Here is a 23066-nt window from a genome sequence, read left to right as displayed (position 1 = left end):
GCGCTGTAATGCCTGAGATCTACCATTTCTTCCAACAACTGGTTAATGGATTGACCATCGGCAGCACCTATGCCTTGATCGCCATCGGCTACACGATGGTGTACGGCATCATTGGCATGATCAACTTCGCCCACGGCGAGGTGTACATGATCGGTTCCTACGTGGCCTTCATCGCCCTGGCGGGCCTGGCCATGATGGGTATCCATTCGCTGCCGATCCTGATGACCGTCGCCTTCGTCGCGACGATCTTCGTCACCAGTGCCTATGGCTACAGCATCGAACGGGTTGCCTACCGCCCCCTGCGCAACAGCAACCGTCTGATCCCGCTGATTTCCGCCATCGGCATGTCGATTTTCCTGCAGAACACGGTCTTGCTCTCGCAGGACTCCAAGGACAAATCCATCCCCAACCTGATCCCCGGGAGCTTCTCCTTCGGGCCGGGCGGCGCTGAAGAGGTACTGATCAGCTACATGCAGATCCTGGTGTTCGTCGTCACCCTGGTGGCCATGACCCTGCTCACCCTGTTCATCTCCCGTTCCCGTCTGGGCCGCGCCTGCCGCGCCTGCGCCGAGGACATCAAGATGGCCAACCTGCTGGGCATCAACACCAACAACATCATCGCCCTCACCTTCGTCATCGGTGCCGCACTGGCAGCGGTAGCGGCCGTGCTGCTGAGCATGCAGTACGGGGTGATCAACCCCAACGCCGGCTTCCTGGTGGGCCTCAAAGCCTTCACCGCAGCGGTGCTGGGTGGCATCGGCAGCATTCCGGGCGCCATGCTCGGTGGGCTGGTGCTGGGTGTGGCCGAGGCCTTCGGCGCCGATATCTTCGGCGACCAGTACAAGGACGTAGTGGCATTCGGTCTCTTGGTGCTTGTCCTGCTGTTCCGGCCGACCGGCATCCTGGGCCGCCCGGAGGTTGAAAAAGTATGAACAAAAATCTCAAACAGGCGTTCTTCAGCGCCTTGCTGGTATGGGCCGTGGCCTTCCCGGTACTGGGCCTCAAACTGAGCATCGACGGCATCAGCCTGGTGGTGCACAGCCAGGGCTCGTTCACCATCAGCATCATCGCCGTGTGCTCGGTGCTGATGTTCCTGCGCGTGCTGTTCGACAAGCAGTGGAGCTCGGTCATGAGCCGCCGCTCGGATCGCAAGCTGATCTCGCCGGCCGTGAGCAACTACCTGACCCTGCCCAAGACTCAGCGCTGGATCATCATCGGGCTGATCCTGGTCGCGCTGGTGTGGCCGTTCTTCGGCTCGCGCGGTGCGGTCGACATTGCCACGCTGATCCTGATCTACGTGTTGCTGGGCCTGGGCCTGAACATCGTGGTCGGCCTGGCAGGCCTGCTCGACCTGGGTTATGTGGGCTTCTATGCCGTGGGCGCGTATAGCTACGCAATGCTCTCGCACTACCTGGGCTGGAGCTTCTGGGTCTGCCTGCCGATCGCCGGCCTGATGGCCGCCACCTTCGGCTTCCTGCTCGGCTTCCCGGTGCTGCGCCTGCGCGGTGACTACCTGGCGATCGTGACCCTCGGCTTCGGCGAGATCATCCGCCTGTTCCTGCGTAACCTCACCGACTGGACCGGCGGCCCCAACGGCATCAGCAACATCCCCAAGCCCGAGCTCTTCGGCCTGACCTTCGAACGCCGTGCGGCCGAGGGGATGCAGACCTTCCATGAGTTCTTCGGGTTGGCGTACAACTCGATCAACAAGGTCATCTTCCTCTACCTGGTGGCCCTGCTGCTGGCCCTGCTGGCGCTGTTCGTCATCAACCGCCTGCTGCGCATGCCGATCGGCCGTGCCTGGGAAGCCTTGCGTGAAGACGAGATCGCCTGCCGCGCACTGGGCCTGAACCCCACTGTGATCAAGCTCTCGGCATTCACCCTGGGTGCCTGCTTCGCCGGTTTCGCCGGCAGCTTCTTCGCTGCCCGGCAAGGCCTGGTGACACCGGAGTCGTTCACCTTCATCGAGTCGGCGATCATCCTCGCCATCGTCGTGCTCGGTGGCATGGGTTCACAACTGGGCGTGATTCTCGCGGCCATCGTGATGATCCTGCTGCCCGAGCTGATGCGTGAGTTCAGCGAATACCGGATGCTGATGTTCGGTGCGCTGATGGTGTTGATGATGATCTGGCGTCCGCAAGGCCTGCTGCCTATGCAACGTCCACACATGGAGCTGCGTCGATGAGCCGCGAAATTCTGCAAGTCAGCGGCCTGAGCATGCGCTTCGGCGGCTTGTTGGCGGTCAATGGCGTGGCCCTGACCGTCAAGGAAAAACAGGTGGTGGCGCTGATCGGCCCGAACGGCGCAGGCAAGACCACGGTGTTCAACTGCCTCACCGGGTTCTACAAACCCAGCGGTGGAACCATCCTGCTCGATGGCCAGCCGATCCAGGGCCTGGCCGGCCACCAGATCGCCCGCAAGGGCGTGGTGCGTACCTTCCAGAACGTGCGCCTGTTCAAGGAAATGACCGCGCTGGAGAACCTGCTGATCGCCCAGCACCGGCACTTGAACACCAACTTCTTCGCCGGCCTGTTCAAGACCCCGAGCTTCCGTCGCAGCGAGAAGGAGGCCATGGAGCGCGCGCAGTACTGGCTGGAGAAGGTCAACCTGACCGAGTTTGCCAACCGTACCGCCGGCACCCTCGCCTACGGCCAGCAACGCCGCCTGGAAATCGCCCGCTGCATGATGACCCAGCCACGGATCATCATGCTCGACGAACCAGCAGCGGGCCTTAACCCGAAAGAGACCGAAGACCTCAAGGCACTGATCGCCTATCTGCGCGAGTCACACAACGTCACCGTGCTGCTGATCGAGCACGACATGAAGCTGGTGATGAGCATTTCCGACCATATCGTGGTGATCAACCAGGGCACCCCCCTGGCAGATGGCACGCCGGAGCAGATTCGCGACAATCCTGAAGTGATCAAGGCTTACCTGGGGGAAGCGTAAATGCTGAAGTTCGAGAACGTTTCCACCTTCTACGGCAAGATCCAGGCGCTACACAGCGTCAACGTGGAGATCAACCAGGGCGAGATCGTCACCTTGATCGGTGCCAACGGCGCGGGCAAATCGACACTGCTGATGACCTTGTGCGGCTCGCCGCAGGCCCATAGCGGCAGCATCAAGTACCTGGGTGAAGAGCTGGTCGGCCAGACCTCTTCGCACATCATGCGCAAGAGTATCGCCGTGGTCCCGGAAGGGCGCCGTGTGTTCGCCCGCCTGACGGTGGAAGAAAACCTCGCCATGGGCGGTTTCTTCACCGACAAGGGCGACTACCAGGAGCAGCTGGACAAAGTCCTGCAGCTGTTCCCGCGCCTGAAGGAGCGTTATATCCAGCGTGGCGGCACCATGTCCGGTGGCGAGCAGCAGATGCTCGCCATTGGCCGGGCGCTGATGAGCAAACCCAAGCTGCTGCTGCTCGACGAGCCATCGCTGGGCCTGGCACCAATCATCATCCAGCAGATCTTCGACATCATCGAACAGTTGCGCCGTGACGGCGTGACCGTGTTCCTGGTGGAACAGAACGCCAACCAGGCGCTGAAGATCGCCGACCGTGCCTATGTCCTGGAAAACGGGCGGGTGGTGATGCAAGGAACGGGTGAGTCACTGCTGAGTGACCCCAAGGTGCGTGACGCGTACCTGGGAGGTTGATGAACAAAGGGCCTTCGGGCCCTTTGTTCTGCCTGTTGGGTTCATGTGGCCTGAGCCGGATACCGACAATGCTTGTGATCCCCGTGCACCCTGCGTAACGTGGCCAGCTTTCAGGAACATCGCCGGAGCCCGCCCCATGCGCCTCACCCCTACCCTGCTGCTCACCGCCCTGCTGCCCCTGTTCGCCGGTTGCCAACTGATGGCTGACACCCCAAGCGACCCGAACATCGGCACCACGCGCATGCAGGGCGAACTGAGCGCCGCCGGTGGCCAGTTGCTGTTCAAGCCCTGCAATGAAAGCCGCCGTTTCGTGATCAACGACGTCGCTGGCACGGGGGTCCTGCAGGAAGCCGCCAACCTCGCCAAGGATGCCGGCGACAAGCTATTCGCCGATGTGCGCGGGCGCCTTACCGGCAGCAAGCAGGCCACCAACGACGGCCAGCTCGAAGTGCGCCGGCTGTACCGCCTGGAGCCCTCGACCCGCGCCTGCGAAGACCCCAACTTCAAGCAACTGACCCTGCGCGCCAACGGCCACGAACCCGACTGGGACATCAAGGCCAGCGGCAAGGGCATGGTCGTCAGCCGGGTTGGTCAAGCGCCGCTGCCCCTGCCGTTTCTGGAAGAGGAAGTGCCAGGTGGTGGCCTGACCCTGACCAGCGAGGCCAACGGCCAGCACGTGGAGCTTTGGGTCGCACCGCAACGCTGCGTGGACGTCGCCACCGGGGCGGTGCGCCACCTGCGCGCCGAGCTGCGCATCGACGGCAAGACCCTGCAAGGCTGCGGTTACTACGGCGGTGCGCGCGACAACTGATCACCGGGCGCTTTTATCCTGCCAGTCGGGGCGGCGAACAGCTTATACTTGGCGGTTTGTGTAAAGCCGCCGGCCGCCCATGGCCGGGATACTGGACCCTGCCATGCTACGAATCACCGAACTGAAGCTGCCCCTGGACCATCCCGACGAAGCCCTGCGCGAAGCCATCGTCCAGCGCCTGGGCATCAACGATGAGCAATTGCTCAGCTTCAACCTGTTCAAGCGCAGCTACGACGCACGCAAGAAAAACAGCGAACTGCTGTTCATCTACACCATCGACCTCGAAGCCAGCAACGAGGCCGAGCTGCTTCGCAAGTTCGAAGACGATCGCAACATCGGCGTAGCCCCCGACGTCACCTACAAGTACGTGGGCCACGCCCCCGCCGAGCTCGCACAGCGCCCGATCGTGGTCGGCTTTGGCCCTTGCGGCATCTTTGCCGGATTGCTGCTGGCGCAGATGGGCTTCAAGCCGATCATCCTCGAACGCGGCAAGGAAGTACGCCAGCGCACCAAGGACACCTGGGGCCTGTGGCGCAAGAGCGTGCTCAACCCCGAATCCAACGTGCAGTTCGGCGAAGGCGGCGCCGGGACCTTCTCCGACGGCAAACTGTACAGCCAGATCAAGGACCCGCTGCACCACGGCCGCAAGGTGCTGGAAGAGTTCGTCAAGGCCGGCGCGCCGGATGAGATCCTCTACATCAACAAACCGCACATCGGCACCTTCCGCCTGACCGGCATGGTCGAGCAGATGCGCCAGGACATCATCGCCCTGGGCGGTGAAGTGCGTTTCGAGCAGAAGGTCACCGACCTGCTGACCGATAACGGCCAGCTGACCGGCGTGGTGCTGGCAAGCGGCGAGCAGCTGCAGTCACGCCATGTGGTTCTGGCCCTGGGGCACAGTGCCCGCGACACCTTCCGCATGCTGCATGCCAAGGGCGTATTCATGGAGGCCAAGCCGTTCTCGGTCGGTTTCCGTATCGAACACCCGCAAACGCTGATCGACAAGGCCCGTCTGGGCAAGTATGCCGGCCACCCGAAACTGGGCGCTGCCGACTACAAACTGGTGTATCACGCCAAGAACGGCCGTTCGGTCTACAGTTTCTGCATGTGCCCAGGCGGCACCGTGGTCGCCGCCACCAGCGAGCCTGGCCGCGTCGTGACCAACGGCATGAGCCAGTATTCGCGTAACGAACGCAATGCCAACTCCGGCATCGTCGTCGGCATCGACCCCGAGCGCGACTACCCGGGCGGCCCGCTGGCCGGCATCGAGCTGCAGGAACGCCTGGAGGCGCACGCCTATGTCCTGGGTGGCAGCAACTACCAGGCCCCGGCGCAGTTGGTCGGTGACTTCGTAGCCGGCAGGCCGTCCACTGCCCTGGGCAGTGTCGAGCCTTCGTACAAGCCAGGCGTGACCCTGGGTGACCTGGCGCCCAGCTTGCCGGATTTCGCCATCGAGGCGATCCGCGAAGCGTTGCCGGCATTCGATCGGCAGATCAAGGGCTACAACCTGCATGACGCGGTGTTGACCGGTATCGAGACGCGTACCTCTTCGCCGCTGCGCATTACCCGTGGCGAGGACTACCAGAGCCTGAACATGAGGGGGTTGTTCCCGGCGGGTGAAGGCGCAGGCTACGCGGGCGGTATCCTGTCGGCAGGCGTCGATGGCATTCGCATTGCCGAGGCGGTAGCGCGGGACATGCTCGGGCTGTAAGGCAGCAAGTTTCATGCGCCCCCTGCGCGGGCAAGTCTGCGCAGGGGGGCATGACCATCGCCAGAAAAGTCTGCGCGAATAATCAGATTTCCCCTACCTCACCGTTCCTCAGCTGCGTCTAGTCTTCCCACAGCCAAGGCGGCAATACCATATAACAAAAACGAATATAGTTTTTGTTTTAAAGCATATCGCCACAAGCTAGGGTGTACGCCCGTTCCGTAATCAACCTCTCATGGAGAGCCCATAGCCCGTGCGTAGCCTCTTCACCCGATTCTTTCAGCTCGAAGCCGCCAGCGGCCTGCTGCTGATCGCTGCGGCCATCCTTGCTCTGGTCATCAACAACTCACCTTTGTCCTACCTGTACAACGGCCTGCTGGACGTCCCGGTCGCCGTCAAGGTTGGCGCGCTGGAGATAGCCAAGCCTTTGTTGCTGTGGATCAACGACGGCCTCATGGCGCTGTTCTTCCTGCTCATCGGCCTGGAGGTCAAGCGCGAGGTGGTCGACGGCCAGCTGTCGAAGCCCTCGCAGGTAATCCTGCCCGCTACCGCCGCAGTGGGTGGCATGGTGGTACCGGCACTGGTCTACTGGTTCATCAACCGCGACAACCCTGCAGCCGTCGCCGGCTGGGCCATCCCCACCGCCACCGATATCGCCTTTGCCCTTGGCGTGCTGGCATTGCTGGGCAAGCGTGTCCCGGCGTCGCTCAAGCTGTTCTTGATGACCCTCGCGATCATCGATGACCTGGGTGCAATCATTGTCATTGCCCTGTTCTACTCGGGCACCTTGTCCAGCGTGTCACTTATGCTGGCAGCGGCCTGCCTGGTTGCGCTGATAGCCATGAACCGGCTTGGCGTAGTCAAGCTCGGGCCTTACCTGATCATCGGCCTGGTGCTTTGGGTATGCGTGCTCAAGAGCGGTGTCCACGCCACATTGGCGGGTGTCGCCCTGGCGCTGTGCATTCCACTGCGCACACGCAACGCGGAAAGCTCGCCGCTGCTGTCGCTGGAACACGCCCTGCACCCTTGGGTGGCCTATGCCATTCTGCCACTGTTCGCGTTCGCCAACGCCGGTGTCTCGTTGGCCGGCATGACGTTAGAAAGCTTCACCCACCCGGTACCGCTGGGTATCGCTGTCGGCTTGCTGGCGGGCAAGACCGTGGGGGTGTTCGGCCTGACCTGGCTTGCGATCAAGCTTCGCCTGGCGGCGTTGCCTACGGGTGCAAGCTGGGGGCAGTTGCTGGGGGTGGCGATACTCTGCGGCATCGGCTTCACCATGAGCCTGTTCGTAGGTTCCCTGGCCTTCGTGCCAGGCAGCAGTGACTATGCGGGCATGGACCGTATGGGCATTCTCACCGGCTCGTTCATCGCTGCGGTCGTCGGCTATGCCGTTACCGCAATGGCCAGCCGCGCCCCCCGCACGCACTAAAGTAGAAGCGGCATGAAAAAACCCCGACTGGCGTGGCCAGATCGGGGTTTTGCGTTTTTGCGCTACAGCCGGTGCAAGGCTCAGTGCGAGACGCGGCTGGTACCGTCGACGGTCATGATGCGAACACGTTCGCCAACCCGGAAAATCTCGTTTTCCTGAACGGCCTGCACATAGGCACGCATGCTGCCATCGTCTTCACGCACGGTGATTTCCACACCCTGGGTACGGGTGATGCCTTCTTCGGCGGCAGAACCTGCCAGGCCACCGGCAACCGCACCAATCACTGCCGCGACGATGCTGCCACGGCCACCGCCGACTGCACTGCCGGCAACGCCGCCGACAATCGCACCCGCGCCACCGCCGATCGGGGTCTTGGTGCCTTCGATCTTGACCGGACGCAAGGATTCGATGGTCCCCATGCGTACGGTCTGCACGCGACGGGCCTCATCACGGGAGTAGCTATCGCCGGTCAGGCTCGAGGCACAGCCCCCCAGCAACAGCGACATGGTGGTGAAGGTCGCCACCAGCAAAGCGGATTTACGCATGGGTAAAGTCTCCATAAGTCATCGGTGTTCATTAGACGCTGCACATTGACGGCTGTCACGGCACAGACGTAATAAAATTGTTTTCATTCAGCCTGGGTACAGCCTACCTGGACTGTATCGTGGGCCTTTCAAGTGAGACCAAGGATAGCCATGGATTACTTCATCGTCGTGGTCACGACTGTCGCAGGGCTGTACTTCCATGGGTGGCTGTATGTGCGGATGCGCCGCTGGATGGACCGCGACCTGGCGCTGTCGCTGGCCGGGGAGGATGTGCGCAAACGTGAGTACATGCTGCGACGGCTGGAGCAGGCGCGGGTGCAGAAGGTCAGGCGCAAGGCGCTGGCGGAGTGGTTGGCGCGTGAGGCGGCGGCTTATCAGGGGTAGCGTTGCAATCTTGGGGCTGCTGCGCAGCCCCAAGGATTTCAAGGCGCCAACCGCTCCCGCAGCCATTGCCCATCGACCAGACGATAGTTCATCCGGTCATGCAAGCGGCTGGTACGCCCCTGCCAGAACTCGACCCGCTCAGGCAACAGGCGATACCCGCCCCAATGCTCCGGGCAGTGCGGCTGAGTGTCGGAGAACCGTGCTTCGGTCGCCTTCACCAACGCTTCCAACGTTTCACGGCCACTGATGACCTGGCTCTGAGGCGAGGCCCAGGCCCCCAGGCGGCTGCCCAGAGGGCGCACCTGGTAGTAGTCGTCCGACTCCTTGGCCGTGACCTTTTCAACCCGCCCTTCGATGCGCACCTGGCGCTCCAACGCTGGCCAGAAGAACGTCATGGCGGCGAAAGGGTTAGCCTGCAACTGCTGGCCCTTGGCGCTTTCGTAGTTGGTAAAGAAGGTAAAGCCACGCTCATCGAGCCCCTTGAGCAGCAGTACGCGGCAATGGGGGCGACCCTCGCCATCGACCGTGGCAAGGGTCAAGGCGTTGGCTTCGACCGGGGGTTGCTCGGTTTTCACCGCATCGGCGAACCACTGGTGGAACAAAGCGAACGGCTCACCCGGGGCCTGGGCTTCAGCCAGGCCATCACGGGTGTAGTCGCGGCGCATATCGGCCAGGGATTGGGTCATGGCTGCGTTTCCTTGACGATCAGTTGGTCTTCGCAGGGCTGTTGGCGGCTACTTTTTTGTCAACGGTCGCCTTCTTGGCGGCGGGCTTGACCGCTGCGGCCTTCTTCTTGGCAGCAGTCTTGGCAGGTGCCTTGGCCTTGGCGACAGGCTTTTTCGCGGCAGGTTTGGCAGCGGCCTTGGCGGCGGGCTTGCTGGTGGCAGCCTTGGCGGCAGGCGCCTTGGCATCCTGAACAGCAACCATCGAAGCTGGGGTAGGTGCCGGCGTGGCCTGTTGGTACTTGGCCAACAGCGCCACCATGGTGTTCTGCGGCGTCAGCAGCATTTCCACACGGCGGTTCAGGGCACGGCCTTCGGCGCTGTCGTTGGCGGCACGCGGCATGACCGAACCCATACCCTTGAGGATCAGGCGATCACGTTGCAGGCCACTGAGGCGGAAGATCGCCGACACCGAAGCGGCGCGCTCCAGGCTGAGCTTCTGGTTGACAGCCGCAGCACCGCTGCTGTCGGCATGGCCCAATACCAGCACCGCGGTCTTGGCATCGCCCTCGACGGTCTTGGCTACGCGGGTGATCGGCCCCAGGGTCATTGGCAGCAGCATGTTCGGGCGGTCAGGGTTGTACGAACTGTCCACCGGGATGGTCACCGCCAGGACATTGTCACGGCGCTCCAGCTCAAGTTTGCTGTCCTTGATGGCTTCACGCAGCTTGGGCTCGTATTCGTCCAGCCAGGCTTGGGTAGCCTTCTGGTCGATCTTCGGCACGACCGGCCCTTTGGCCTGCTTGTCGTCACCGCCGAATGGCCACCACCAGCGGCTGGCGCTTTCCGACTTGGCATCGGCCTTGGCCACTTTTTCGGTGACGGCTTCCTTCACTTCCTGCTCGGCAACCTGGTCCGAACCGAAAGGCCACCAGCTGGAGCCACTGCCCTTCGCGGCGTCCGGGGAGTGACTGGCGCAGCCGGTAACGGCGGTCAGGCACAGGGCGAGTGCTAAGGTTTTATGTGAAGACATCAGCGATACACCATGAAATAGAAAGAAATTTTGCCTACGCATTCAGGCGTTGGCATTGAGGATAGTCAAAGGGGTTGGCCAATACCCGCATTACCCGATCAAAGGCAACTGGCAAGCACGCGTACCAGTTTCTGCGCTCTTGGGTCCATCAGCACATAGGGGCCCAGGGTATTGACCACAAAGCCAAAGGCCACATCGTGCTCCGGGTCGGCGAAACCTACCGAGCCGCCCGCGCCAGGGTGCCCGAAGGCGCGGGCACCGAGGCCAAAGGTGGCATTGGCCACCTCGGGCTGGTCGAGCATGCAGCCCAGGCCGAAACGGGTCTGGGTCAGCAGCGTGCGGTCCTGGCCGATACTGTGCTCGCGCGTCAGTTCGTCGAGCAGCTCGGATTCAAGCAGGCTGCCATCGAGCAGGCCGGCATAGAACCCGGCCAGGCTACGGGCATTGCCGTGGCCGTTTGCCGCCGGCTGCTGCATGCGCCGCCACTCGGGCTTGTTGGTGCTGGTGAGAATCGCCGGCGGGTTGGTAAAGGCGCGGGTGGACAGCGCCTCAGGCTCGCGCATGGTCACCTGCAGCAAGCGCTGGGCAGCGGCATCGCCGGGGTTGCCCTTGCCGCGCGCAATATGCGCCACGCGATGGAATTCTTCGTCGGCCAGGCCGACATGAAAGTCCAGCCCCAGCGGCCGCGCCGTACGGGCCACGATCGAGTCGCCTGGGCCACGACCATCAGCGCGGCGGATCAGCTCACCGATCAGCCAGCCGTACGTGATGGCGGCATAACCGTGTTCGACCCCAGGCGTCCACCAAGGGGTTTCGGCGGCCAAGGCATCGACCATCGCCTGCCAGTCATCCAATGCCTCGGCAGGCAGCAGTTCACGGATGGCCGGCAGGCCCGCACGATGGCTGAGTAACTGGCGCAGGGTGATGGACTGCTTGTCGGCCTGGGCGAATTCGGGCCAGTAACGGGCCACCGGAGCGTCCAGTGCCAGCTTGCCCTCGCCCACCAACTGCAAGGCGGTGACCGCAGTGAAGGTTTTGGTGCAGGAGAACAGGTTGGCGATAGTGTCGCTGTGCCAGGCCTGCTGCCCGTCCTTGTCGGCGGTGCCCGCCCACAGGTCGATAACGGTCTCGCCGCCCACCTGGATGCACAGCGCCGCACCACGCTCCTGGGGATCATCGAACAACTCGGCGAAGGCTTCACGCACCGCCTCGAACTTCAGCTCATAGTGACCCTGGATCTGCACCCGCTGTTCTCCGTACGACCGTCTGAAAATGGCGTGCATTGTTTCAGTAGTTGGCGGTTTTGCAAACTGGCTTAGGCTCGATGGTCGCCAGCAAAGGGGCCGCTTGACGGCCCCGATGGCTCAGGGGAGCGGCTTGGCCAGTTGCGTGCGCAACTGACCAATGGCCTGCTGGTTGCTTTTGCGTACGGCCTCGACGAACCCCGGATACGGCACATCGGTGATCGCCACCAGCCCCAGGTGGCCGTTTTCGCCATCGAGCAACCGCCCACTGGCCGGTTGGTCCAGGTATTGGAACCAGTGCGCGCCGACGATCATCGGCTGCGCCAACGCGGCCTTGAGGAAGTTGCCATAGGCCGGCCCTCGGTCCTCTTCACGCGCCACCTCCAGCGGCCCCGGCCAGAATGGCCCGCGGTCGCGGGAACCGAACTGGAACTCGGACACCAGCACCGGCTTGTCCAGCTCGGCCAGGCGAGCGAAGTCGTAACCGTCCTCGGGTTTGAGGGTATAGAAGTTGAAGCTCAGCACATCGCAGAACTCGGCGCAGGCCTTGACCGCCTCCGGTGTACTGAGCGCAAAACGGCCGCCAAGCAACAGGTGGTTGGGCGCATGCCACTTCAGCGAGTCGGCGATGGTCTTGAAGTAGGTCTCGGCGAACACCTGCTGGAAGTGCTGGTAGTCCCGCTCGATCTCCGGGTGCTCGGGGTTGGGCAAAGGCGCCTCGAACCCTGGGTCTTCCATCAGCTCCCAGGCGGACAGTTCGATCCCCCAGGCCTTGGACAGCCCCTCCTGGTTGCGGTACTTGTCACGCAGCTGCTTGAGGAAGGCGCGCTTGGCGGGCACATCGGTGGTCAGGCGCAAGGTGCCATAGGCCAGCCCGTAGCGCGCCTTGGGGTCATTGCCCGGTGCGGCCCAGGCCAGTTCGTTGTCGGCGAAGTAGCCGATCAGCCAGGGGTCATCGCGGTGGTCCCGGGCAGCGATGGCGACGGCACGTTCTGTAGCCATGGCAAAGCGAGGGTCGAAGGGGTCGGGCATGCTGCCCCACCAGTCCATGCCGGTGCTGATGCTGGCATAGTCACCAACGATTGACAGCGGCAAGGTATAGGGCATGCGCTTGGCCTGGCCCAGGCCAGGGTCGCTCCAGTTACCCAGGGTATTGAAACCCCAGGCTTGCAGGCGGTCGAGCGCGTGCGCCTGCCAGCGCGTGGCATCCAGCACCTGCGGTGGGCAATCGGCTGCCGGCTGGCCCTCGACGCTGGGAAGGCAAGGCTTGCCATAGGTGCGCTGGATATTGGCGGCATAAAAGTCGAACCAGCGCCCCTGCTTGAAGTTGCGCCCTTGCGAAGAGGCATTGCCGTCGTCGTTGTTATCCTTGCCATAGAACGCCGCCAGCGGATCGCCCTCGGCCGGCAGCGCCTTGAACATGCCGTCCCGGCCTTCGACGTAGGTGCGCCCGCCATCAGCGGCCACGGCATTGACGCCCAGCGAGTAGAACGGGTTGCCCTCTGGCGTGACCAGGTACCAGCGGCCATCACGCTTCTCGGTACGGAAAAAACCCTTGGCCTCGAACGCCGGCCCGCCCAGCAACCCGCCATAGCTGTCCAGTTGCTGCTTGCCGTGCTCTGCCAACCAGCCCTTGAGTTGCTGCTGCTCACGGCCTTCGGCAGCCCTGAGCTGTTCGTCGCTGGCAATCTTCTCTGGCCATTGGCCGCGTGTGGACTGGCCGTAAGCGTCGATCAATTCATGGTAGGCGGCCTGGTAGGCCTGGTCGTCATCCTGAATACCCACTTTCTCGATCAGCAGGTTCTGCGCCACCTTGGGGTTGGGGATCGTCAGGCTGACAGACGCCACTTGTTTGAGGTCGACCGCACCCGCGCTGCTGGTCAGCAGCAGGCGTTGGCCTGCGTACGCCCATGGCATCGGCGGCCCGGCGCGCATGCCCTGGCTCAACGGCGAGCTGGCCTTGAGCGGTACCATCACCGTCTGGGCGGGGCCTGCGGGCAGGTCGATGCGGCTGGTCAGGGTGCGGCCATCACTGCCCAACACGGTAACGTCCACGGTCAGCGCCCAGTCCATTGCGCTTTGCAGGCGCAAGGTCAGGAACTGCCCGGCTGACCAGTCCCACACACCGCTCTGCGGGCTCAGGCGCAAGGTCGGGCGCTCGGCCGGGTTGAACACCACGCGCCGCAACACCTCACCCCCGGCCGTCTGCTCTGCGTTGTACTGCGGCATGCCGGCATCCTCGGTCACCACATTGACCACCGAGGCCGGGCGCACGAAGCTGAACAGCGTCTGCTGCCCGGCCAATAATGGCGAGCTGAACAACAGGGCGAATACGACAGGCAGGGTACGGCGGACCATAAGGCTGGGGCTCTCCTTCAGGGCCCTCATGAGCCCAAGACTGAGTGATGGACAACAAGCCGGTGCAGAGTGCTCCGGCGGTCAGGAAATCTCCCGCCGGAACGGCGGTAGCGCATTGAGAATAGCCTTGCCGTAGCGCTGGGTGACCAGACGTCGATCGAGCAAGGTGATGACACCGCGATCCTGCTCGGTACGCAGCAGCCGGCCGCAGGCCTGAATCAGGCGCAAAGAGGCGTCGGGCACGGCAATTTCCATGAACGGGTTGCCACCACGGGCCTCGATCCACTCCGCCAGGGCCGCTTCGACCGGGTCGTCAGGCACCGCGAAGGGAATCTTGGCGATCACCACGTGCTCGCAATAAGCGCCGGGAAGGTCGACCCCCTCGGCAAAGCTGGCCAGGCCGAACAACACGCTGTGCTGGCCATCATCGACCCGCGCCTTGTGCTTGTTCAGGGTTTCCTGCTTGGAGAGGTTGCCCTGGATCAGCACCAGCTTGCGCCAGTCGCGGTCCAGGCCGTCGAACACATCCTGCATCTGCTTGCGCGACGAGAACAGCACCAGCGCGCCACGTGCATCATCGAGCATGTTGGGCAGTTCACGGATGATCGCCGCGGTGTGCGCCGTCGCATCACGCGGATCGGCGCCCAGGTCGGGCACCCGCAGCACGCCGGCATCGCCATGCACGAATGGGCTGGGCACCACGCAGGTAACAGCATCGCGAGGCAGGCCAGAGCGCATGCGGTAACGGTCGAACTTGCCCAGTGCGGTGAGCGTGGCGGAGGTTACCAGCGCACCGTGGGCGACGCTCCACAGGCTGCGACGGAGCATTTCGGCCGCCAGAATGGGGCTGGCGTTGACTTCGATGTCGAACAGCGCACCGCTCTCGGCCAGGGTCAGCCAGCGCGCCATGGGCGGGCTGTCCTCGGGGTCTTCGGCGGTGAATGCCGTCCACAGTTCCCAGTTGCCCTGGGCACGGGTCACCAGGCTGCCAAACAGCGGGTACCATTCCTCGGCCTGATGGCTGGCGATACCGATATTAACTTCACCATCCATGCCTTCCTTCAACAAGTCGGCCAGGCGGGTGAACAGATCGTTGAGGCGGGCAAAGCCCTTCTTCAACTCGATGCCCACCTCGCGGATCTGCTCCGGCACCACACCGCCTTCGAAGCGATAGCGCGGGCGCTCACGGCCCTCGGTGTCTTCACTGGGGCGGAAGTCCGCGACTTGCTCGCACAGGGTGAACATGAACTGCTGCTGGGTACGGATCTCGCGGGCCAGCTCCGGCACCTGTTCGATCAGTTTGCCCAGGTCCCCCGGCAGCGGGTGCTGGGCCAGCAGCTTGGTCAGGTTCTTGGCGGTCTGCTCCAGCCAGTCGGCGGTGGAGCGCAGGCGCGAGTAATGGGCGAAATGGCCGATGGCCTTGTCCGGCAGGTGGTGGCCTTCGTCGAACACGTACAGGGTGTCGCGGGGGTCGGGCAGCACCGCGCCGCCACCCAGGGCCAGGTCAGCCAGGACCATGTCATGGTTGGTCACGATCACGTCGACCTTGCCCATGCCTTCGCGCGCCTTGTAGAACACGCACTGCTGGAAGTTCGGGCAGTGGCGGCCCGTGCACTGGCTATGGTCGGTGGTCAGGCGTGACCAGTCCTGGTCTTCCAGGGCTTCGGACCAGCTGTCACGGTCGCCATCCCAGCGGTTGCCCGCCAGCTTCTCGATCATGCTGTTGAACAGCTTCTGGCTGCGCTCGTCGACCTCGATGTGAAAGCCTTCTTCCTCGAACAACTGGGCGGTGGCCGACTGCGCGTGGCCTTCCTGCAGCAGCACGTCGAGCTTGGACAGGCACAGGTAACGGCCGCGCCCCTTGGCCAAAGCGAAGCTGAAGTTCAGCCCGCTGTTGCGCATCAGGTCGGGCAGGTCCTTGAAGACGATCTGCTCCTGCAGGGCGACAGTGGCGGTGGCGATGACCAGGCGTTTGCCGGCCGCCTTGGCAGCCGGGATCGCGGCCAGCGCATAGGCGACCGTCTTGCCGGTACCGGTGCCGGCCTCCACCGCGACCACGGCAGGCTCGCCGGCGCGGCGGCCTTCATCGTCGCAGGCGATGTCGCCGAGTACCTTGGCCACTTCGGCGATCATCAGGCGCTGGCCGTAACGCGGCTTGAGGCTCTTGGCTTCGAGAAAACGCGAGTAGGCGCCTTGGATAGTGGCTTTGAGTTCGTTGCTGATCATGGTCTGCAGGCGCCCGAAGGGCTGGATATATTTTCAGTGTTTCGCATGGGGCGGCTATCATACCCCGCTATTGCCCTTTATGCCGCATGGAGATCCGGATGCTTGCCTTTGCCCTGCCCTACACACTGCATGTCCTGGCCGCCTTGGTCTGGGTCGGCGGCATGTTCTTCGCCTGGCTGGTGCTGCGCCCGGCAACGGTTGCAGCCCTCGACGGGCCTGCTCGCCTGCGGTTGTGGGTGGAAGTTTTCCGACGCTTCTTCGGCTGGGTCTGGGTGGCAGTGGCGATCTTGGCGATAAGTGGTATCGGCATGTTGCACATGCGCTTCACGGGCCTGGAGACCGCGCCCAAGTACGTGCAGGTGATGATCGGTGGGGGTATCGCCATGTTCGCCCTGTTCATGCGCATCCAGGCGTTACTGTTGCCAGAGCTGAAAACGGCCGTGCAAGCAGAGGACTGGCCAGCGGGGGCTGCGGTGCTGGGAAGGATTCGACGCATGGTCGGGATCAACCTGCTGCTGGGCATCGCCGTGGTGGCAGTGGCCAGTTCGCGATTGATGCTGTAGGCGACGCGCCCCCTTGGGCCACGCCGCCCTTTAACGTCAAAGGCGTTGCAGGATCAACTCACCTGAAGCGCCGGCCAGGCCTGGCTGGCCCGGTTGCCCTGGCCGGCCGCTGGCGCCGGCATTGGTGCGATACACCAGGCACCCTTTGCTCGCCCCGCCCTTGCCGGCCTTGCCAGCGGCACCGGCCTGGCCTGGCGCACCGCCATCCAGGCGCGCCACGATGCGCTCCTGGGCAAAACCTTGCGGCAGGCTCAGGCGAATTCGCCCACCCGCCGCGCCATCGTGCCCATTGCCCCCGTCATCGCCATTGGCGCCGCGGCTGGCCTGGCCCCAGGTACAGCCTCCAGGCTGGCCGTTGGCGCCGTCGAGCCCGGCATAACCGGGCGCACCCGCGCCACCTCGTGCGTCGATCGACAACAGCCCGGCATCGACCTCCTCCAGCTTCAGGTCCAGGCTTCGACCGGAACGGGCCGCACGCTGGTAGGTGCCCGACGCACCCGGGGCACTGATCTCGCTACCCTCGCCCATTTGGGCGTTGCGCACCTCGATGCGCAACGGGTGGTCAGAAGGGGCAATGGCGATACGCGCATCACGCCCCAATTGCAGATGATCGATGGTCAACTCGGTCAGCGTGGCAGGCAGCAGCAACGTCGCCGAATCGGCCACGCGCAAATGCTCCAAGTGCACGCTGGCCGACTTGTCGGGCAGGCGCAGCATGGAATTGGACGCCACTTCAAGGGTTTCGGCCTGGGCCAGGGGAGCAGCCAACATGGCCAGCAACATCAGATTACGCATTGCGCGGCGCCTCCTGCGCACGAGGAATGGACATGACATGGAAAATACCCGTCAGCAGGATCTGCAGACGGTCGAACCACCGGTGGCTACGGCCACGCAGGCTGGCGTTGAAGAACAGCACCTCGAGCACATGCAGGCTCAGCAGGACAATGCCTGCCGTATTGATCAGAAGATTGAATGGCAGTGGTTGTGGCAGCAGCAGATTGAACAGCACCACACCCCAGAAGACAACCGTCAGGACCTTGCCCAGGCCCAGGATGAATTTCATGCCCCGCCCCCTGCATTTATTGTTCTGTCTAAACGGCCCGTTCGAGCGGGCCGTGCGGCCAACAGTACCTGCACTGGCTGCCTGTGTCATTGGCCACACCCGGCTTGCCGGTTTGAAAGCGCGCCCGCGCCACTGCCCAAGGCGCGGGCGCGGGCCGTCAGCGCTGGATCTTGATCTCCGTGCGACGGTTCATGGCGCGCCCATCGGCGGTGGCATTGTCTGCCACAGGTTGGGTTTCACCCGCACCGACCACCGAGACGAAGCTGCTGCGGGGTACGCCGCTTTCGACCAGGTAATCGGTCACCGAATGAGCACGGCGCTCGGACAGTTTTTGGTTGTAGCTGTCTGACCCGACACTGTCGGTATGGCCACTGACACTCAGCCGCGCACTGGGTGCTTCCTGCTTGAGGCGGGTGGAGATGGTATTGAGGCGCTCTTTATCGGCTGCAGTCAGGCGTGCAGAGTCGAACTCGAAGTGCACGTCGCGGATGACGATGACTTCTTCCTTCTGCACCACCACTTCCTCGACCACCGCGACCGGCTCCGGTGGGCAGCCATTGGCATCGACCTGCACGCCGCGCGGGGTGCCTGGGCATTTGTCTCGGCTGTCCGGCACGCCGTCACCATCCTCGTCGCCATCGCCATGGGCCCAGCAATAGCCCGCCGCCAGGCCACCGCCCAGCAACGCGCCCCAGCCAGCCCAGCTGGAACTCTCGATGGCGCCCAAGGCGGCGCCGCCTACACCCCCGACGGCAGCACACTTCGGCCAGTCGGTCTTTTGCAAACCTGCACAACCAGTCAACACACTGGTGAGCAGTACCAGGGGTATCGCTGTGCGTACTATGCTCATTTTCGTCGCATCTCCTAGGGGGAATCGGCATAAGGCCGATCTCTGGCAGTAAAGACCGCACATTCCATCCCTGCCAGCAATAAGCCACGACGCAGTCACATGACGCTTTGCCCACGCGCTGCGGCCCGCTAGTCTTGGACGACTTGAACGAGGATAGGCAATGACCGACGGTTTTTCCCAGCGCACCCCCCAGCAGGCCCTGGCAGCCCTGCTCGATCGTTTCACCCCCCAACGCCTGTTGCTGGTAGGCACACGCTTCCCCGCGCTGGACGCCTTTGCCCAGGCTCACCCGCAGGTGGTGATCGCAACGACCGCGCCTGGGCCGCTGCCGGTTGACCTGGCAAACCAACGCTTCGACTTGGCGGTGCTGGTGGACTGCCTGGAACACCTGCCCAAACGCACGGGCCTGGAACTGCTCGGTGGCATTCGCAACCTCAATGCCAGCAGGGTTGCCGTGCTGGCCGACCTCTCGGCTTGCGGCTGGCAAGACACCGATTTCTTCGCCCTGGCCTTGTCGGCCAGCGAAAAATTCCGTCGTGAAGGGCAGGTACTGAGCCTGTTCACCTATGATCTACATGACTACAAGCAAGTCCCGGACTGGCTCAATGCGCGGTTCTGGGCCAACCCTGAAAATTTTGGAAAGTACTGGTGGTGATGATGAGTGTCTCGGTCTGCCCTTGTGGCAGTGGCAACCTGCTGGACGCCTGCTGCGGGCACTACCATGCCGGAACCCCGGCCCCCGATGCCCAGACGCTGATGCGCTCGCGCTACAGCGCTTACGTGCTGGGCCTGATCGATTACCTGGTGCACACCACCCTGCCGGCCCAGCAGGCGGAACTGGACCGTGCCGCGATGGCCAGCTGGAGCGCACAGAGCACCTGGCTGGGGCTGGAAGTGGAAAACGCCGAGGTGCTGGGTGGCCAGCCTGAGCACGGCTTTGTCACCTTCACCGCTCGCTGGCACGATCAGGAGGGCGATCACCAACACCGCGAGCGTTCGGCGTTCGTCCAGCATGATGGGCGCTGGTACTTCATCGACCCCACGGTCGGGCTCAAGGCCGGGCGCAACGACCCTTGCCCCTGCGCCAGCGGTCAGAAATTCAAGAAATGCTGCGCAAGCTACGTGGCCAGCTGAACATGATCGCCCAGGCCCGCGTACTCGTGCTTGGCGCCTTGTTGGCCCTGCTGGCCGGCTGCGCCAGCTGGGGCGGCGACGACTGGCGCGAACCCGAGGTACATCTGGTCAAGGTCGAGACGGTCAAGGCCAAGTTGCTGCAGCAGGAATTCGTGCTGCACCTGCGTGTCGACAACCCGAACGACAGCCGGCTGTTCATCCGTAGCCTGGCGTATTCGATACGGCTCAACGACCTGCTGCTGGTGCAGGATGAGACCAGTGTCTGGCGCAGCGTTGGCGGCCATGCTCGGCGCACGTTCAAGATCACCGCGCGGACCAACTTGTGGCAGCACCTCAAGCCACTGGCCAAGCTGCTTAAAAGCGAACAACCGCTGCACTACACCCTGCAGGGGGAACTGGCCACGGGGCTACTCATCCATCGGGACCTGCACTTGTCGCGCAGTGGTGAGATAATCCCCGGTGATTTCTTACCGGAGTAACCCTGCAATGACCCAGCAACCCCATGTTCATGGCCCTGACTGCAACCACGATCATGATCACCCGCACGATCACGACCATGGCCATGTGCACGGCCCGCACTGCAACCACGGCCATCAGGAGCCGGTGCGTAACGCCCTGAAGGACGTTGGCCGCAACGATCCTTGCCCCTGCGGCAGCGAGAAGAAATTCAAGAAGTGCCACGGCGCTTGATGCGACCGCTGTGCTGATGATATCGAGCGCCTCGTACATGCCTTGAGCATGAGGGCGCTCGATCTCGACAGCACCTCAATACCCAAGCCAAGCACCTCGAATCTCCCCTACCATTCGTAAATAAACCGCCCCAGCACCTTGCACCGCGCCTGCGCGCTCACTACCTTAGCGCCTTCCAAACCCCCGCCACGCCTTGCAGGAGCCCTTGTCATGGCCGCCCCCGCCTTTCCTCCCTTCCGCCTGCGGTTCACGACCGCTGCCACGCTGCTCGGCACGCTCGGACTCGCCGGTTGCCAGATGGGCGGCTATCAGGGCAGCGTGCCACCGACCACCGGCGTGCAACCCCTCAAGGGCCTGGCGCAAAACGTCTCGGTACGGCGCAATGCCATGGGCGCTCCGCTGATCGAGAGCGGCAACTTCCATGACGCCCTGTTCAGCCTGGGGTATGTACATGCCGGCGATCGCATCGAACAGATGGTCGCCATGCGCCTGCTCGCCCAGGGCCGCCTTGCCGAACTGGCCGGCAGCGAAGCACTGGACATCGACCGCCTGATGCGGGCCGCCAACCTCAAGCAAAGCGCCGCCCAGCAATACGCCGACGCGTCGCCACGGCTCAAGCGCTTCTTCGAGGTCTACGCCCGCGGGGTCAACGCCTACCTGTTCCGCTACCGCGACAAACTGCCCGCCGGCCTGGCCAACAGCGGCCATCGCCCCGAGTACTGGAAGCCGGAAGACTCGGCGCTGATCTTCAGCCTGTACGCCTTCAGCCAGTCGGTGAACCTGCAAGAGGAACTCAGTGCCCTGACCTTGGCGCAGAAGGTCGGCAGCGACAAGCTGGCCTGGCTGCTGCCCGGCGCCCCGGACGAGCCCTTGGCCGACGCCGAAGTGGACAAGCTCAAGGGCCTGAACCTGGCCCGCCAGCTACCCGGTTTGCCGGCTCTGGCGGCGGCCAGCCAGAAACTCGCCGACCTCGACCTGCTAGGCAGCCCCGGCTCGGCCAACCTGGCCTTGGCAGCCCAGCGCAGCCGCAGCGGCAAGAGCCTGCTGGCCAGCGACAGCCAAGCGGCCTGGGCCTTGAGCCCGGTGCAGATCCACACCAGCAAGTACCAGGTCGCCGGCCTGTCACTGCCAGGCCTGCCGATCGTGCTGGCCGGCTTCAACGGCAAAGTCGCCTGGAGCAGCAGTGCCGTGATGGCCGACAACCAGGACCTGTACCTGGAACAACTGCGCCGCCAAGGCAACCAGCTTAGCTACCTGGTCGATGGCAAGTGGCAGCCGGCCCGGGCGCGCAGCGAAACCTTCTTCGTGCGCGGCCAACGCCCTCTGCGCGAGGTGATGTACGACACACGCCACGGCACCCTGCTCGCCCAGCCGGGTAACGCAAACCTGGGCCTGGCCCTGGCCCTGCCGCAATTGAAGGGCGACCGTAGCCTCGACGCGCTGTTCGACCTGACGCGTGCCAAAACGGTCGAACGCGCCTTCGACAGCACCCGTGAAGTCGCTGCAGCGGCGCTCAATTTCGTCTTCGCCGAGCCTAATCACATCGGCTGGCAGGTCAGTGGGCGCTACCCCAACCGCCGCGAAGGCCAGGGCCTGCTACCCTCGCCCGGTTGGGACGGGCGTTACGACTGGGACGGTTACGCAGACCCGATGCTGCACCCTTACGACCAGGACCCGCCCGCCGGCTGGATCGGCCACGCCAACCAGCGCAGCCTGCCGCGCGGCTACGGCATGCAGTTGTCCAACACCTGGTACTACCCCGAACGCGCCGAGCGCCTGGCCCAGTTGGCCGCTAACGGCCGCCACGACAGCCGCAGCCTGATGGCCCTGCAGAACGACCAAGTCACCCTGCTGGCCGACAAGCTCAAGCAGATGTTCGACGCCCCGGGCATGGCCCAGCCGCTCAAGCAGGCGATCGACGCACTGTCGCCCGCTGAGCGCGACAAAGCCCGCGACGCCCTGGCCCGGCTCAAGGCGTTCGATGGCCGCCTGAGCCCGGTGTCGGCGGATGCCGCACTGTACGAATTGTTCCTCCAGGCGTTCGCCCGCGAAACGTTCCTCGACGACCTCGGGCCGGTGTCCAGCCCTGCCTGGCAGGCGTTCGTCAGCAATGCCCGTTTGTCCTACTCGGCCCAGGCCGACCACCTGCTGGGCCGCGAGGACAGCCCGTTCTGGGATGACCGCAGCACACCGCTCAAGGAAGACAAGCCGGCAATCCTCGCCCGCAGCCTGGCCGCTGCGGTGGATGCAGGCACTGCGCAACTCGGCGCCGACCGCCGCGCGTGGCAATGGGGCAAACTGCACCAGTACCGCTGGCCAGCACCGGCCTATCACGGCCTGGGGGACACCCTCAGCCGCTCACCGCTGGCTGCCGGTGGCGATTTCAGTACCCTGGCACTGACACCCTACGCCTGGGGCAATGACTTCGACACGCGCCTGCCGGCCTCGGCACGCATGGTCGTCGACTTCGGCCAGGCCGAACCCTTGCAGGTACTGACTAGCAGCGGCCAGTCCGGCAACCCGGCCAGCCAGCACTACGGCGATGGGCTGGACGCCTGGTTCAAGGGCCGCTTCATGAGCCTGCCGCTGCAACCGCAGAACTTTGCGCGGGCCTATGGCAACCCGCGGCTGACCTTGGTGCCTGGCCGCTAGAGGCCAGTTTCCCTCTGATCAACAGCGCGTCGGGCTCTTAGCATCCTCGGCACCGCACTGGGT

Annotated in this window: 23 protein-coding genes; 14 read left to right on the top strand and 9 right to left on the bottom strand. The window is 63.8% G+C overall.

The window, feature by feature from the left end:
- Positions 1–8: 8 nt before the first annotated feature.
- The 7 genes from livH (at position 9) to nhaA (ending at position 7599) form a co-directional block, all read left to right on the top strand.
- On the top strand, positions 9–932 hold the full coding sequence (gene livH / locus CKW22_RS13840) for a high-affinity branched-chain amino acid ABC transporter permease LivH (protein WP_008097482.1): 924 nt from the start codon (positions 9–11) through the stop codon (positions 930–932).
- A complete protein-coding gene (locus CKW22_RS13835; protein ID WP_033702627.1) occupies positions 929–2185 on the top strand; it encodes a high-affinity branched-chain amino acid ABC transporter permease LivM in 1257 nt (418 codons plus the stop codon). The genes livH and CKW22_RS13835 overlap by 4 nt, the downstream gene beginning before the upstream one ends.
- Positions 2182–2949: a high-affinity branched-chain amino acid ABC transporter ATP-binding protein LivG gene (gene livG, locus CKW22_RS13830; RefSeq protein ID WP_033702628.1), complete on the top strand. Its 768-nt coding sequence runs from the start codon at positions 2182–2184 to the stop codon at positions 2947–2949. The genes CKW22_RS13835 and livG overlap by 4 nt, the downstream gene beginning before the upstream one ends.
- Entirely contained in the window at positions 2950–3651 is a 702-nt protein-coding gene (locus tag CKW22_RS13825) for an ABC transporter ATP-binding protein (protein WP_033702629.1), read from the top strand.
- A 136-nt stretch (positions 3652–3787) separates the two neighbouring features.
- Complete coding sequence (locus tag CKW22_RS13820; RefSeq protein WP_033702630.1) at positions 3788–4462, top strand: COG3650 family protein; 675 nt, start codon at positions 3788–3790, stop codon at positions 4460–4462.
- A 103-nt stretch (positions 4463–4565) separates the two neighbouring features.
- The gene (locus CKW22_RS13815; protein ID WP_033702631.1) at positions 4566–6173 is read left to right on the top strand and encodes an NAD(P)/FAD-dependent oxidoreductase; all 1608 of its coding nucleotides are present in this window, start codon (positions 4566–4568) and stop codon (positions 6171–6173) included.
- Between the two features lie 250 nt (positions 6174–6423).
- Positions 6424–7599: a Na+/H+ antiporter NhaA gene (nhaA, locus tag CKW22_RS13810; protein ID WP_033702632.1), complete on the top strand. Its 1176-nt coding sequence runs from the start codon at positions 6424–6426 to the stop codon at positions 7597–7599.
- An 80-nt stretch (positions 7600–7679) separates the two neighbouring features.
- On the opposite strand, the gene CKW22_RS13805 is transcribed toward nhaA, so the two are convergent.
- Complete coding sequence (locus CKW22_RS13805; RefSeq protein ID WP_033702633.1) at positions 7680–8144, bottom strand: glycine zipper 2TM domain-containing protein; 465 nt, start codon at positions 8142–8144, stop codon at positions 7680–7682.
- Between the two features lie 150 nt (positions 8145–8294).
- On the opposite strand from CKW22_RS13805, the gene CKW22_RS13800 reads away from it, so the two are divergent.
- Positions 8295–8528 carry a hypothetical protein gene (locus CKW22_RS13800; protein WP_033702634.1) on the top strand — a complete coding sequence of 78 codons (234 nt, stop codon included), beginning with the start codon at positions 8295–8297 and terminating at the stop codon, positions 8526–8528.
- A 38-nt stretch (positions 8529–8566) separates the two neighbouring features.
- Here CKW22_RS13800 and pdxH read toward each other — a convergent pair whose 3' ends face one another.
- The 5 genes from pdxH to dinG form a co-directional block, all read right to left on the bottom strand.
- Entirely contained in the window at positions 8567–9214 is a 648-nt protein-coding gene (pdxH, locus tag CKW22_RS13795; RefSeq protein ID WP_033702635.1) for a pyridoxamine 5'-phosphate oxidase, read from the bottom strand.
- 19 nt (positions 9215–9233) lie between these two features.
- The gene (locus tag CKW22_RS13790; RefSeq protein ID WP_095064241.1) at positions 9234–10223 is read right to left on the bottom strand and encodes an OmpA family protein; all 990 of its coding nucleotides are present in this window, start codon (positions 10221–10223) and stop codon (positions 9234–9236) included.
- 98 nt (positions 10224–10321) lie between these two features.
- Complete coding sequence (locus tag CKW22_RS13785; RefSeq protein WP_095064240.1) at positions 10322–11467, bottom strand: serine hydrolase domain-containing protein; 1146 nt, start codon at positions 11465–11467, stop codon at positions 10322–10324.
- Positions 11468–11587: 120 nt separating this feature from the next.
- A complete protein-coding gene (locus CKW22_RS13780) occupies positions 11588–13825 on the bottom strand; it encodes a beta-galactosidase (protein ID WP_095064239.1) in 2238 nt (745 codons plus the stop codon).
- Positions 13826–13906: 81 nt separating this feature from the next.
- The gene (dinG, locus tag CKW22_RS13775; RefSeq protein WP_033702639.1) at positions 13907–16051 is read right to left on the bottom strand and encodes an ATP-dependent DNA helicase DinG; all 2145 of its coding nucleotides are present in this window, start codon (positions 16049–16051) and stop codon (positions 13907–13909) included.
- Between the two features lie 98 nt (positions 16052–16149).
- Here dinG and CKW22_RS13770 point away from each other — a divergent pair, with 98 nt between their 5' ends.
- Entirely contained in the window at positions 16150–16614 is a 465-nt protein-coding gene (locus tag CKW22_RS13770; protein ID WP_033702640.1) for a CopD family protein, read from the top strand.
- A gap of 36 nt (positions 16615–16650) precedes the next feature.
- Here the strand turns inward: CKW22_RS13770 and CKW22_RS13765 are convergent, their stop codons facing one another.
- From CKW22_RS13765 to CKW22_RS13755, 3 genes are all read right to left on the bottom strand, one after another.
- On the bottom strand, positions 16651–17409 hold the full coding sequence (locus tag CKW22_RS13765) for a hypothetical protein (protein WP_033702641.1): 759 nt from the start codon (positions 17407–17409) through the stop codon (positions 16651–16653).
- Positions 17402–17677: a DUF1145 domain-containing protein gene (locus CKW22_RS13760; RefSeq protein WP_033702642.1), complete on the bottom strand. Its 276-nt coding sequence runs from the start codon at positions 17675–17677 to the stop codon at positions 17402–17404. Before CKW22_RS13760 ends, CKW22_RS13765 begins: the two co-directional genes overlap by 8 nt.
- 157 nt (positions 17678–17834) lie before the next feature.
- Positions 17835–18527 carry an OmpA family protein gene (locus CKW22_RS13755; RefSeq protein WP_033702643.1) on the bottom strand — a complete coding sequence of 231 codons (693 nt, stop codon included), beginning with the start codon at positions 18525–18527 and terminating at the stop codon, positions 17835–17837.
- Positions 18528–18687: 160 nt separating this feature from the next.
- On the opposite strand from CKW22_RS13755, the gene CKW22_RS13750 reads away from it, so the two are divergent.
- The 5 genes from CKW22_RS13750 (at position 18688) to CKW22_RS13730 (ending at position 23003) form a co-directional block, all read left to right on the top strand.
- Positions 18688–19182 carry a DUF6231 family protein gene (locus tag CKW22_RS13750; RefSeq protein ID WP_033702644.1) on the top strand — a complete coding sequence of 165 codons (495 nt, stop codon included), beginning with the start codon at positions 18688–18690 and terminating at the stop codon, positions 19180–19182.
- 2 nt (positions 19183–19184) lie between these two features.
- Positions 19185–19661, top strand: a complete 477-nt coding sequence (locus CKW22_RS13745; protein ID WP_033702645.1) for a YchJ family protein — start codon at positions 19185–19187, stop codon at positions 19659–19661.
- Between the two features lie 2 nt (positions 19662–19663).
- A complete protein-coding gene (locus tag CKW22_RS13740) occupies positions 19664–20140 on the top strand; it encodes an LEA type 2 family protein (RefSeq protein WP_033702988.1) in 477 nt (158 codons plus the stop codon).
- A 7-nt stretch (positions 20141–20147) separates the two neighbouring features.
- On the top strand, positions 20148–20351 hold the full coding sequence (locus CKW22_RS13735; protein ID WP_033702646.1) for an SEC-C metal-binding domain-containing protein: 204 nt from the start codon (positions 20148–20150) through the stop codon (positions 20349–20351).
- A 210-nt stretch (positions 20352–20561) separates the two neighbouring features.
- Positions 20562–23003 (top strand): penicillin acylase family protein, encoded by a 2442-nt coding sequence (locus CKW22_RS13730; protein WP_033702647.1) that lies wholly within the window; start codon positions 20562–20564, stop codon positions 23001–23003.
- The last annotated feature ends 63 nt before the right edge of the window (positions 23004–23066 follow it).

This window comes from Pseudomonas sp. Irchel s3f19 (assembly GCF_900187555.1).
Taxonomy (GTDB): Bacteria; Pseudomonadota; Gammaproteobacteria; order Pseudomonadales; family Pseudomonadaceae; genus Aquipseudomonas; species Aquipseudomonas capeferrum.
The sequence above is the reverse complement of the archived record's forward strand: the minus strand, read 5'-3'. Positions and strand labels throughout refer to the sequence as shown.